Here is a 13,143-nt window from a genome sequence, read left to right on the forward strand (position 1 = left end):
CCACGGCCCGGTCACTTGCCGGGCGCGCCCGCCGACGCCAGCCGGGTCGCCAGATCGGCGCGCTGCTTGACGTCCAACTTCCGGTAGATCCGCGTCAGATGCTGCTCCACGGTGCTCACCGTGATGAACAGCTTGCCGGAGATCTCCCGGTTGGTGTGCCCCTGCGCGGCCAGCGCGGCGACCCTGCTCTCGGCCTCGCTCAGACCACCGGGGAGCGGCTCGGCACGGTCCGGGCGTTCCGCGCGTGCGGTTGCCTCAGCGCTGCCGGTGCTTTCCGGGTCCGCCAAGTGCTGGGCGCGTAAAGGTTGTTCGGAGCGCTCCGCGCGTTCGCCGCGCTCGCCGCGTTCCGGGTGGGCTGGACGGGACTCGGCCGGGCACAGGAGTGCCTCGGCGGGCGCCCGGGAGTGGCTGCGCCGGGAGAGGATGCGCGGCGCCTCGTCACCGGCCGGCCCCTGCCGCAGCAGCCGCGCCCGGTCGGACAACGCACGGGCCAGCTCACCGCGGTCCCCGCTGGACTCCAGCACCTTCACCGCCCGCCCCAGCAGCTGACGGCCCTGCTCCGGCAGCAGACCGGCCAGCAGGCGCAGCGCCGCGCCCCGGGTGCGGTCGTCCACCGAGCGCGCGGGATCGAGCTGGTCCTCCAGCAGCCGTACGGCCTCCTGCCGGTGCCCGAGGTCGATCTGCACCCGCGCCAGGTCGAGCCGCCACGGCACGAGGGCCGCGGTGTCCATCCGCCAGGCCGCCATCTCCCGGCGCACCCACCGCAGATCGTCGGCCGCCGCCCGGCGCCATCCGATGGCCAGCTGGTAGCGGGCGCGCGCGGCCAGGTAGTGCAGTCCGAGCGGAGTGCGGAACGACTCCGCGGGCACCGGCCTGGCCAGCCAGCGCTCGGCGTCCTCGAACCGGCCCGCCTCGGTCGCCGCCGCCACCAGGGTGCCCAGCGGCCCGGCCACCGCCACCCCCCAAGCCTGCGGAGTGATCACGGTCAGCGCCGCACGCGCCTGCTCCTGCGCCTCCTCCGGCGAACCCAGCCGCAGCGCCGCCTCGGCACGGATCGCGTGCAGGACCGCCTTCCAGCCCGGCGCGTACCCCACCGTCGGCCGGGCCAGCAGCATCCGCGTCCACTCCCGGGCCGGCCCCGGCCGGCCCGCGTACACCAGCACCAGCAGCAGGACCGCCAGCAGCCCGAGCGCCCCGTCGTCGGCGAGATGGCGCGGGATCATCAACTCGGCGCCCGCCGCCGCGTCCCCTACCTCCCCCTCCGGCGCCAGCGTGTCGGCGAGCAGCAGCAGCGCGTCCAGATAACGGCCGCTGACCGAGGTCGCGGTACCGGATTCCGTGACCGCGCGGGCCTCGGTCCTGGCCTGCCGGCAGTGGTCGGGGCGGACCAGTGACAGCAGCAGCCGGGTCCCGGCCAGCCGCGCCCGAGCCTTCGGCGAGGGGTCGGTCAGTTCGGCGACGGCCGCGAGGACGGAGCGGGCCGCGTCGCTGCGGCCCTGCCACAGCAGGGCCGGCACGCCGGTGAGCGAGGCCGGTGTGTGCCCGCCCGCCTCGCCCACCGCGACGAGCGCTTCGAGGTCGGTGGTGACGGAGAGCGGGTTCAGCTGCCAGCGCGAGCGCAGCAGCAGACCGTCGGCGGACGTCCATCCGGCCGTACCGGGGTTGCCCGGGGTCCCGCGCCGGGCCAGCAGCAGACAGGCGCAGGTGATGTCGGGCCGACCCGCCGCCAGGGCCTGCTCGGCCGCCCGGTGCAGGGCGGGCTGCGCCCACTCCGGCTCGGCCCACTCGGCGCCGATCAGATGACGGGCGACGGCCTCGGGCTCGGCACCGAACTCGTGCAGCACCTCCGCCGCCCGCCGGTGCAGCCGCCGCCGCTCCTCCGCCGACAGGTCCGCGAGCACCGCGGTGACGAGGGGCCGCCGGATCCGGTCGCCGTCCACCAGCCCGGACTGCGCCAGCAACTGCACCGCCTGCGCGGTCAGATCGGGAGTGAGCGCCAGCAGGCGGGCCAGCACCGGCGGCGGGGTGGGGCGGCCGAGCACCGCCAAGGTCTGTGCGGCGGCCCGGACTTCGGGCTCGTGCCGGTACAGGGAGCGGAGCACGGCCTGGGCGAGGGGCCCGTCACTGCCGGTCACCGTCGGATCGACTCCAGCCGTTCCCCGTAAGGGAGTTGGGGGCAGCTCCGCGGTGCCGGCCGCCGCGGGGTCCTCCAGCAGCGCCCCCATCAGCAGCGGGCTGCCGCCGGTCAGCGCGGGCGCCCGGCGGGCGATCCGGCCACGGGCCGCGGCGACCGGATGGGTCTCGGCGAGCCGGCCCAGTGCCTCGTCGGTGAGCGGACCCAGGTCGATCCGGGCGAAGGACGGCTGGCTCATCAACTCGGCCCGGAAATGCGGATGGGAGGCGCGCAGCGCCGGGGACTCGGTGAGCACCACCATGATCCGCTTGTGCCGCAGCCTGCGCACCGCGTACAGCAGGCACTGCAGCGAGGCCTGGTCCGCGTGGTGCACATCGTCGATCGCGATCACCAGGGGCGCCGGGCCTGCCAGGTCGAGCAGGGATGCCAGGGTGCCGTGCACACCGGACGGCAGGGGCCGCTCCGTCCGGGCGGCCCCCGGCAGCGGGGCACTCACCGCGGCGCCGGACCGCGCCGCCTCCGCGGGCGGCGTCACCGGCGGCGGGGTGCGGGCGAGATGACGTACGGCGGTGGCGACCTGGCGCATCGAGGCGCGCCCCAGGCCGGAGCTGTCGATGAGCTGGTCCATCACCGCGAACTGGAGGTCACGTTCGGCGCGTGAGCAGACGGCGCGCAGCAGGTGCGAGGAGCGCTCGGTCACCTCCCGGGCGAAGGCCTCCAGCAGCGCGGTCTTGCCGCTGCCGACCCCGCCCGTGATCAGACAGACCTGTCCGCCGTGCTGGTCGTCGCAGTGGTCGAAGGCCGTGCGGAGCCGATCGAGCTGGGTCTCCCGCTGTATCAGTGCCACCCGAGCTGATCCCCCCTGAACGCGACGTCATGGAATAAGCCGGCGTCTTCCATCCGCTGTGCCCTTCACGCTGGTACGACCGCGCCGGGACCGGCGCCCTTGCGTCAGCGGGTGCGTCTCGTGGCACCGGGGACACGACACGTCACCGCCGCGGCAGAGCCGCCCGCCGGGCAGTCGGCCCCGGTACCGGTGTCGTGACGGTAGTCCTAGGTCCTCGAGCGATGGATGAGTCGCCCTCCACGCGCTCGTGCCGCGTTGTCGCCCCGCGGATCCGGTCATGGGAAAGCCCCTTTCGGCCTTCGACCACGCCGGTTTCGAGGACCACCTCCAACTGTCCGCCCGTATGCCCCGCCGGCAGCAACTGCGCTCCACGGGGCCGTCGTTGAGTGTTGTCCGATGACAGCCTACGACAGATCAAGGACCCAATTCTTGCCGAATCTTTGCCAGCCTATGGCTTCCCGAAGGACCCCGCGACTCCCCGCTCCACCGGCACGACATATTCCGGATTTGCCGAAGGCACTTTCCACCCCTGTTGTTCCGCATAGGGGTTGACGGCCCGCCCCGCGCATCCGTGCCGCATCCGCGCGGCATCTGCGGTGACCCCCGCGGTGCCTTGGCGAGGCATCGACGAAGGGTCGACGAAACCTCGGCGATAGGGGAGCGAACAGCGAATTTAGGGGTTGGTCGGACCCCGGTCGCCTCCCTACATTTCGAGGCCAGGTCCGGGTGCCGACGGAAGGAAAGCACCAGTGTCGACGAAGCCCAGCCACGGCGTCGTGATCGGCGGTGGACTCGCCGGCATGCTCACGGCGCGGGCCCTGCGCCGGCACGTCGACCGGGTCACCGTCATCGACCGGGACGAACTCCCCGACGGCCCCGCACTCCGCAAGGGCGTACCCCAGGCCCGCCACGCCCACCTGCTGTGGTCCGGCGGCGCACGCATCGTCGAGTCACTGCTGCCCGGCACCGTGGAACGCCTGCGCGCCGCGGGCGCCCACCGCATCGGCGTCCAGTCCGACCTCGTCAACATGTCCCCGTACGGCTGGCAACGCCGCTTCCCCGAGACGCAGTTCCTCATCGCGGTGGGCCGCCCGCTCCTCGACTGGACCGTTCGCGCCCAGGTCCTCACCGACGAGGCCGTCACCGTACGCGCCCGCACCGAGGTCCAGGCACTGCGCGGCACCGACGCCCACCTCGACGGCATCACCGTCCGCGACCTCGACAGCGGACAGGTCACCGAACTCGACGCCGCCATCGTCGTGGACGCCGGCGGCCGCGGCTCCCGCCTTCGCCAGTGGATCGCCCCGCTCGGCCTGCCCGAACCGGAGGAGGACGTCGTCGACTCCGGGATCACCTACTCCACCCGCATCCACCGCGCCCCCGAACGGGCCGCCGCCCGCTTCCCCATGGTCAGCGTCTACGCCGACTACCGCGCCGGCATCCCGGGCCGCAGCGGGCTGATCCTGCCCATCGAGGACGGCCGGTGGATCGTCACCCTCTCCGGCACCCGAGGCGACGAACCACCCACCGACGAGGCCGGGTTCACCGCCTTCGCCGAAGGACTGCGCCATCCGCTGGTCGGCGAGATCCTCGCCACCGCCGAACCCCTCGGCCCGGTCCGCGGCTCCCGCTCCACCGCCAACCGCCGCATCCACTACGACCGCCTCGACCGCTGGCCCGACAACCTCGTCGTACTCGGCGACGCCCTCGCCGCCTTCAACCCCGTCTACGGCCACGGCATGAGCTCCGCCGCCCGCGCCGTCGCCGTCCTCGACCGGGCCCTGCGCCGGCACCGGGGCACCCCCGACTTCGCCCGGACGGTCCTGCGCCAGATCGCCACCGCCATCGACGACCCGTGGATCCTCGCCGCCTCCCAGGACGTGTTCTACCCCGGCTGCAAGGTCGAGGCGAAGGACCCACGGCTCTCGGAGGAACTCCACACCCGCCAGGACTTCTCCGAACGCGTCGGCACGGTCGGCCTGTCCGACCCCGTCGTCAGCGCCGCCTCCGCCGGCGTCACCACGCTCGCGGCCCCGGTCACCAGCCTCCAGTCACCCGCCGTGCTCAACGCCCTGCGCACCGGACCGGCACAGCCGGCCCTCACCGAGCCGCCGCTCACCCGTGAGGAGCGGGAACTGCTGCGCTGAGCGGAATCGGGGGTGGGAACTGTTGCGCGCAGCGGCACCGGGGTGGGAGGAGCTGCTGCGCGCTGCGCCACCGGGGCGGGAGCCGTTGCGCCGAGTGCCGCCGCCGGGCGAGGGCGGCCCGGTTCAGGCGCCCGCGGTCACGTCGGAGCGGCCTGCGATGATCCGGACCTCGCCGATCAGCCCCTCCTCGTTCACCCGCATCAAGCTGACCAGCCGAAACGCCACCCGGCTCCCCTCGGAGCCCGGCGCCGCCATGGTCCCGGTGACCGAGAGCGTCACGCTCTCCCCGTCCAGAGCCGCCGTCAGCGCACCCGGAGTCTCCTCGATGCCCGCCGCGACCGCGGCCCCCAGATGTCGGCGCAGCGCCTCACGCCCCACCAGCGCCCGCGTGCCGACCGGATCCTCGAACCGCACATCCGGAGCGAACAGCGCGAGGACACCCTCCAGATCACCGGCGTTCAGCAACCGGCAATACTCCAGCGCCACCGCTTTGCGCCTCATCTCGTCCACCACAGCGACGCCTTTCCGTAAAGGCCCTGGCCGACAGCGCGCGGACCGTACCGGGATTACTCGGATTCGTTCGCGGAGATCGTCGCGGACGCGAGCCAGGCCGGGCGCCCGGAAACGGGCGCGGATTCCGTACCGGTTCCGTGATCGCCCTCAATCCAGGAAACGCACATCCGACCTGCCCCAATAGGCCCGCATCTCCTCGATCAGCCCACTCGCGCCGACCTCGATCACCAGCATGCAGGTGAACTCCAGACGCGCCGTCGCCGGATCCTCGGGGCTCTCCAGCAATCCCAGACGCACCATCAACGGCCCGTTCGGAAGGAAACTCATCGTCGACGTCACGGGAACGGCGGCATGCCGTCCGTCGGGAGCCGCCACCGGCTCGCCGTACGCGTCATGGACGCCCGCGGCCACCGCACCCGCGATGTGCGAACGCAGCGCGCCGTGACCGAGGCGCTCACCGGAACCCACCGGATCCGCGAAGCGCACGGCCGGCGAGTACAACGCCAACAGCCCCTCGACATCACCTGAGTTGATCCGCTCGCAATGCGCCACGGCCAGAGCCTTGCGCGTCGCTTCGTCGGGCACGGTCCTCGTCTCTCACCGCTCGGCAGCACACGGACCGCAGCAGTGTCACAGCCACGCCGCGAGCCGCGATACCCCTACCCGCCCCCACCCCTATTCGTGACACCCCCACCCCGACCCGGCCGCGCAGATCAGGGGTTGGGCCGCCCCTCCCGTGTTCCTAGGGTTGGCGACATCTTGGCCGGAGCACAGGGTGACGCACACGCCGGACCACGCGACACGACCGGTCGCAACACGGCGAAGAAGTCGCGGAAACCGTCCGAGGTGGCCGGAACCGGGCTCCCGCCCCCGGCCGCCCGAGACGCAGTCCGCCCCCGGACACCCCACCCCGGCCCCGGAACGAACCGCAACTCGGTGGTGCTCCACAGGAGCCGAGCGTCAATGGGAGACCTGGTGGCGAAAACGGGAAGCTCTGTCGGCCGCACCAATCCCGCGGACGCGCACGCGACGCGACCCGAGCCGATCGCCGTGATCGGCCTCGCCTGCCGACTCCCCGGCGCACCCGACCCCGCCGCCTTCTGGGAACTGCTGTGCCAGGGCCGCGAGGCGGTGACCACCACACCACCCCAACGCTGGGACGCCGAAGCCCACTTCGACCCCGACCCCACCGCCAAGGGAAAGATCAACACCCGGCGCGGCGGCTACCTCGACCACGTCGACCGCTTCGACCCCGCCTTCTTCGGCATCGCCCCCCGCGAGGCCACCGCCATGGACCCCCAGCAACGACTCATGCTGGAACTGGGCTGGGAGAGCCTGGAGGACGCCGGAATCCTCCCGCACACCCTCGCCGAGCAGAGCACCGGCGTCTTCGTCGGCGCCATCTGGGACGACTACGCCTCCCTCCTGCACCGCCAGGGCGCCACCGCCATCGGCACCCACAGCGTCACCGGCCTGCACCGCAGCATCATCGCCAACCGCCTCTCCTACACACTCCGGCTCAGCGGCCCCAGCATGACCGTCGACACCGGCCAGTCCTCCTCCCTGGTCGCCGTCCACCTCGCCTGCGAAAGCCTGCGCAGCGGCGAGAGCGACATCGCCCTGGCCGGCGGCGTCAACCTCAACCTCGTCCCCGAGAGCACCATCAGCGCCGCCAAGTTCGGCGCCCTCTCACCCGACGGCCGCTGCTACACCTTCGACGCCCGCGCCAACGGCTACGTACGCGGCGAGGGCGCCGGACTCGTCGTCCTCAAGCCCCTCGCCCGCGCCCTGGCCGACGGCGACGACATCCACTGTGTCATCGCGGGCAGCGCCACCGGCAACGACGGCGGCGGCGAGGGCCTCACCGTCCCCACCCCCGAGGGCCAGCGCCGCGTCCTCACCCGCGCCTACCGCCGCGCCGGCATCGACCCCACCCACGTCCAGTACGTCGAGCTGCACGGCACCGGCACCCGACGCGGCGACCCCGTCGAGGCCGCCGCGCTCGGCGCCGCCGTGGGCACCGCCGCCCGGTCCGCCGGCCGGGCCGTCGCCGTCGGCTCCGTCAAGACCAACATCGGGCACCTCGAAGGCGCCGCCGGCATCGCCGGCCTCCTCAAGACCGTCCTCGCGCTGCGCCACCGCCAACTGCCCCCCAGCCTCAACCACGAACACGCCCACCCCGACATCCCCCTCGACGAACTGGGCCTGCGCGTCCACACCACCCTCGGCGACTGGCCCGACCCCGACCGCCAACTCCTCGCCGGTGTCAGCTCCTTCGGCATGGGCGGCACCAACTGCCACGTCGTCCTCACCGAGGCACCGAACCGCCCCGAGGCCGACACCACCCCGGGCGAGCAGCCGTCCTCCGACGCCGCCCACGCCGGGCCCCTCTCCGCCCGCACCGCCACCGCCTGGCCCCTCTCCGCCCGCACCGCCACCGCCCTGCGCGCCCAGGCCCGCAGACTCCGCGACCACCTCGACACCCACCCCGAGCACACCCCCGCCGACCTCGGCCACTCCCTCGCCACCACCCGCACCACGTTCACCCACCGCGCCGTGGTCCTCGTCACCGACCGGGACCACGGCGCCACGGCACTGGCCGCCCTCGCCGCCGGCCGCCCCTCACCGGACGTCGTCCAGGGCACCGCCACCGACGGCACCACCGCCGTCCTCTTCTCCGGCCAGGGCAGCCAACGCATCACCATGGGAAGGGAGTTGTACGCAACCCAGCCGGCCTTCGCCAGGGCGCTGGACGCCGTCTGCGACCACCTCGACCCCGAAGTCCGCGACCTTCTCCTCACCGCCGAGCCCACCCCGGAGAACGCCGCCCGTCTGGACCGCACCGCACTCACCCAGACCGCCCTGTTCGCCCTGGAAGTCGCCCTCTACCGACTCACGGAATCCCTCGGCGTCACATCCGACCACCTGCTCGGCCACTCCGTCGGCGAGATCGCCGCCGCCCACGTTTCCGGAGTCCTCTCCCTCGCCGACGCCTGCACCCTGGTCACCGCCCGCGGCCGACTGATGCAGAACCAGCCCGCCGGCGGCGCCATGATCGCCCTCCAGGCCACCGAGGCCGAGGTCGCCCCCGAACTCGCCGCCCTCGACGGACACATCACCATCGCCGCCGTCAACAGCCCCGGCTCCTGCGTCGTCTCCGGCGACGCCGGCACCGTCACCGCCTACGCCGCCACCTGGACCGCACGCGGCCGCAAGACCCACGCCCTGCGCGTCAGTCACGCCTTCCACTCCGCCCACATGGACGGCATGCTGGACGACTTCCGCGCCGTGGCGAGCGGCCTCACCTACCACCCGCCCACCATCCCGGTCGTCTCCAACCTCACCGGCCGCCCCGCCACCGCCGAGGAACTCGGCGACCCCGACCACTGGGTACGCCACGTCCGGCACGCCGTCCGGTTCGCCGACGGCATCGACGCACTGCTCGACCAGGGTGTCACCACGTTCCTCGAACTCGGCCCCGACGGCACCCTCGCCGCCATGGCCCGCGAATGCCTGGCCGCCCGCGCCGAGGACACCCGCCCCACCGACGTGGCCTTCCTCACCGCGCTGCGCCGCGACCGCTCCGAGACCCAGACCCTGCTGCGGGCCGTCGCGGGCCTCCATGTCCGCGGCGCGGCCCCGTCCGTCCCCGCCTTCACCGGAGGCCCGGCCGCCCGTCGCGTGCCCCTGCCGACGTATGCCTTCCAGCGGAAGCGGTACTGGATGGGGGAGAGCGGCGGGGGTGAGGGCGCCGGTGCCGGTGCCGACGACAGTGCCGGTGCGGGTGCCGGTGCGGGTACGAGTGTCGAGCCGGTGCCGGGGACCCCTCCCGAGGACGCCTCCGCCAGCGGCTGGCGGGAGCGCCTCGCCGATCTCACGAGCGCCGCCGAGCAGTCACGAGCCGTCCTCGACCAGGTCCGCGAGGACATCGCACTGGTCCTCGGCCACTCGACCGGCGATCTCGACGCCATCGACGTCACCTGGACCTTCAAGGACCTCGGCTTCGACTCCCTCTCCTCCGTCGAACTCCGCGACCGCCTCACCGCCGCCACCGGCCTGCGCCTGCCCGCGGGACTCCTCTTCGACCACCCCACCCCGGCCACCCTCGCCGACCACCTGCGCGACCGGCTCCTCGGCGCCCCCACCACTCAGGACACCGGCCGGCACGCCCCTCCGAGTACCTACACCGGCGAGCCCGTCGCCATCGTCGGCATGGCCTGCCGCTATCCCGGCGGCATCGCCTCCCCCGAAGACCTCTGGCGCGTCGTGCGCGACGGCACCGACACGGTCTCGCCCTTCCCCGACGACCGGGGCTGGGACCTGGAAGCCCTCTACGACCCGGACCCCGCCCACCACGGCACCAGCTACACCCGCGCCGGCGGCTTCCTGCGGGACGCCGCCGGATTCGATGCCGAGTTCTTCGGCATCTCGCCGCGCGAGGCGCTGGCCATGGACCCGCAGCAGCGGCTCCTCCTCGAAGCCTCCTGGGAGGCGGTCGAGCGCGCCGGAATCGCCCCCGGCTCACTGCGTTCCAGCCTCACGGGCGTATTCGCCGGTGCCATGTCCCAGGACTACGGCGACCGCCTCCACGAGGCCGCGGAGCCCGTGGAGGGCTTCACCCTGACCGGTAACGCGGCGAGTGTCGTGTCGGGCCGGCTGTCGTACACGTTCGGTCTTGAGGGTCCGGCGGTGACCGTCGACACGGCCTGTTCGTCGTCGCTGGTCGCGCTGCATCTCGCGGTGCAGTCCCTGCGCAACGGCGAGTGCGACCTGGCTCTCGCCGGTGGCGTCACCGTCATGCCCACCCCCGGCATGTTCGTGGAGTTCAGCAGGCAGCGCGGGCTGTCCGCTGACGGTCGCTGCAAGCCGTTCGCCGCGGCGGCCGACGGTACGGGTTGGGCCGAGGGTGTCGGTGTCCTGGTGGTGGAGCGGCTGTCGGACGCACGTCGCAACGGGCATCAGGTCCTGGCGGTCGTGCGGGGGTCCGCGATCAATCAGGACGGCGCGTCCAACGGCCTCTCCGCCCCGAACGGGCCCTCGCAGCAGCGTGTCATCCGGGCCGCGCTCGCCAACGCCGGTCTGACTGCGGCGGATGTGGACGCCATGGAGGCGCACGGTACGGGGACGACGCTGGGCGACCCCATCGAGGCCGAGGCTCTGCTGGCAACGTACGGGCAGGGGCGGAACGCCGAACAGCCGCTGTGGCTGGGGTCCGTCAAGTCGAACATCGGGCATACGCAGGCCGCTGCTGGCGTCGCGGGCGTCATCAAGATGGTCATGGCCATGCGAGAGGGCGAACTCCCGCGCACCCTGAACGTCGACGAGCCGACCCCGCACGTCGACTGGACCACGGGAGACGTCCGCCTGCTCACGGAGGAACGACCGTGGACGGCGACCAGCCGTCCGCGCCGGGCGGCTGTCTCCTCCTTCGGCATCTCCGGAACGAATGCCCACGTGATCCTGGAGGAGGCCGACTCGGGGGTGGCGCCTTTGGTGGTTTCCGGTTCTGGTGGGTTGTCGGGGTCGGTGGTGGTGCCGTGGTTGGTGTCGGGGCGTTCGGCGGGGGCGTTGGCTGCGCAGGCGGGTCGGCTTGTGGGGGTGGCTGGGGCGCCGGTGGATGTGGGGTGGGGGCTGTGGTCTTCGCGTACGGCGCTGGAGCATCGGGGTGTGGTGTGGGGGCGTGAGCTGGGGGAACTGAAGGCTGGGCTTGAGGCGCTGGCCTCGGGTGGCGTTTCGGCTCAGGCTGTTTCCGGGGTTGTGTCGGGTGCTGGTGGGCCGGTGTTGGTGTTTCCGGGGCAGGGGTCGCAGTGGGTGGGGATGGGGCGGGGGTTGTTGGAGTCCTCGCCGGTGTTCGCCTCACGGATCGCGGAGTGCGAGGCGGCTCTCGCGCCGTTCGTGGAGTGGTCGCTCACTGATGTGCTGCGTGGTGATGACGACGTCTGGCTGCGGCGGGTTGATGTGGTGCAGCCGGTGTTGTGGGCGGTGATGGTGTCGCTGGCGGCGCTGTGGGAGTCCCTCGGCGTGGAGCCGGCTGCGGTGATTGGTCATTCGCAGGGTGAGATCGCGGCTGCGGCGGTGGTGGGTGCGTTGAGTTTGGAGGATGCGGCGCGGGTGGTGGCGCTGCGTTCGGCTGCTGTGCGGGATGAACTGGCCGGTCGTGGTGGCATGTTGTCGCTGGCGACGGGTTCCGCGAAGGCGTCCGAGTGGGTGGGGCCGTACGGCGACCGAGTGTCGGTCGCTGTCTACAACGGTCCGGATGCCACGGTCGTCGCCGGTGATCCGGAGGCGCTGGATGAGATCGCGGCGGCAGCTGAAGCCGCTGGGGTACGGGCCCGTCGCGTCCCCGTGGACTACGCCTCCCACTCCGTACAGGTGGAGGGAATTCGGGAGCGCTTGCTTGAGGCGCTTGCTCCTGTGCGGCCCCGCCCTTCCCGCCTTCCCCTGATCTCGACGGTGACGGGTGAGCTGCTCGACACGACGGGCATGGGTGCGACGTACTGGTACGAGGGTCTGCGGCGGCCGGTTCGCTTCACCGACGCGGTCGAGGAGGCTCTCGGCCAGGGGCATTCCCGTTTGATCGAGGTGTCCGCCCATCCGGTGTTGACGACGGCCGTGCAGGCTGTCGCGGAGGCTGTGGAGAAGCCGGTCGTGGTGGTCGGCACGTTGCGTCGGGACGAGGACGAGAACGCTCGTTTCGTCGCCAGTGCGGCTGAGTTGTGGGTGCGGGGTGTGGACGTCGATTGGTCGGCTGTGTTCGCGGGGCGGGCCGTTGAGCGTGTCGAGCTGCCGACGTATGCCTTCCAGCGCGAGCGGTACTGGTTGGAGTCCAGCCCGGTCATGGGTGATGTCAGTGGCGCGGGCATCGCCGCCGCCGATCATCCGCTGCTCGGTGCCGCGGTGGGCCTGGCCGCAGGGGACGGGGCGGTGCTGACGGGTCGGCTGTCTCTGCGTACGCATCCCTGGCTTGCGGATCACGCTGTCGCGGGAACGGTCGTGTTCCCGGGGACCGGGTTTGTGGAGTTGGCGATTCGGGCGGGGGACGAGGTCGGGTGCGGTCATCTGGCCGAACTCACCCTCCAGACACCGCTCGTCCTTCCCGACCAGGGCGCCGTCACCATTCAAGTGGTCGTCGGCGGAGCGGAGATGGACGGGCAGCGGGCGGTCACCGTCTACTCCCGGCCCGAGGGTGTCGCGTCCGAGCAGGAGTGGACCGTCCACGCGGAAGGCCGCGTCAGCGGAGACCAACTGCCGCTTCCCGAGACCGACTTGAGCGTCTGGCCGCCCGCAGGCGCTGAGCCGGTGGACATCGCTGACCGGTACGACCGGCTGCACGCCGTGGGTTACGAGTACGGGCCCGCCTTCCAGGGGATGACCGCCGCCTGGCGGCGGGGTGATGAGGTCTTTGCTGAGGTGGTGTTGGGGGAGTCGGTTCGGGGGGAGGTGGGGCGGTTCGGGGTGCATCCGGCTTTGCTGGATGGTGTGTTGCATGCGGTGTTGCCGGT

Annotated in this window: 6 protein-coding genes; 3 read left to right on the forward strand and 3 right to left on the reverse strand. The window is 72.6% G+C overall.

Annotated elements, in window-relative coordinates; translation table 11 throughout:
• Window positions 1-11: 11 nt before the first annotated feature.
• On the reverse strand, window positions 12-2,981 hold the full coding sequence (locus tag ABT296_RS20415; RefSeq protein WP_351929218.1) for a helix-turn-helix transcriptional regulator: 2,970 nt from the start codon (window positions 2,979-2,981) through the stop codon (window positions 12-14).
• A gap of 277 nt (window positions 2,982-3,258) precedes the next feature.
• Here ABT296_RS20415 and ABT296_RS20420 point away from each other — a divergent pair, with 277 nt between their 5' ends.
• Window positions 3,259-3,381: a hypothetical protein gene (locus tag ABT296_RS20420; protein WP_351929220.1), complete on the forward strand. Its 123-nt coding sequence runs from the start codon at window positions 3,259-3,261 to the stop codon at window positions 3,379-3,381.
• Window positions 3,382-3,730: 349 nt separating this feature from the next.
• Window positions 3,731-5,128, forward strand: a complete 1,398-nt coding sequence (locus tag ABT296_RS20425) for an FAD-dependent oxidoreductase (protein WP_351929222.1) — start codon at window positions 3,731-3,733, stop codon at window positions 5,126-5,128.
• Between the two features lie 123 nt (window positions 5,129-5,251).
• On the opposite strand, the gene ABT296_RS20430 is transcribed toward ABT296_RS20425, so the two are convergent.
• Together ABT296_RS20430 and ABT296_RS20435 are read right to left on the reverse strand one after the other, a co-directional pair.
• Complete coding sequence (locus ABT296_RS20430; protein ID WP_351929224.1) at window positions 5,252-5,641, reverse strand: nuclear transport factor 2 family protein; 390 nt, start codon at window positions 5,639-5,641, stop codon at window positions 5,252-5,254.
• Window positions 5,642-5,788: 147 nt separating this feature from the next.
• Window positions 5,789-6,226: a nuclear transport factor 2 family protein gene (locus tag ABT296_RS20435; protein ID WP_351929226.1), complete on the reverse strand. Its 438-nt coding sequence runs from the start codon at window positions 6,224-6,226 to the stop codon at window positions 5,789-5,791.
• 378 nt (window positions 6,227-6,604) lie between these two features.
• Here ABT296_RS20435 and ABT296_RS20440 point away from each other — a divergent pair.
• A partial coding sequence (locus ABT296_RS20440; protein WP_502977291.1) for a type I polyketide synthase occupies window positions 6,605-13,143 on the forward strand: 6,539 nt, incomplete at its 3' end.

Source organism: Streptomyces sp. NPDC000983, from assembly GCF_040299205.1.
GTDB lineage: Bacteria > Actinomycetota > Actinomycetes > Streptomycetales > Streptomycetaceae > Streptomyces.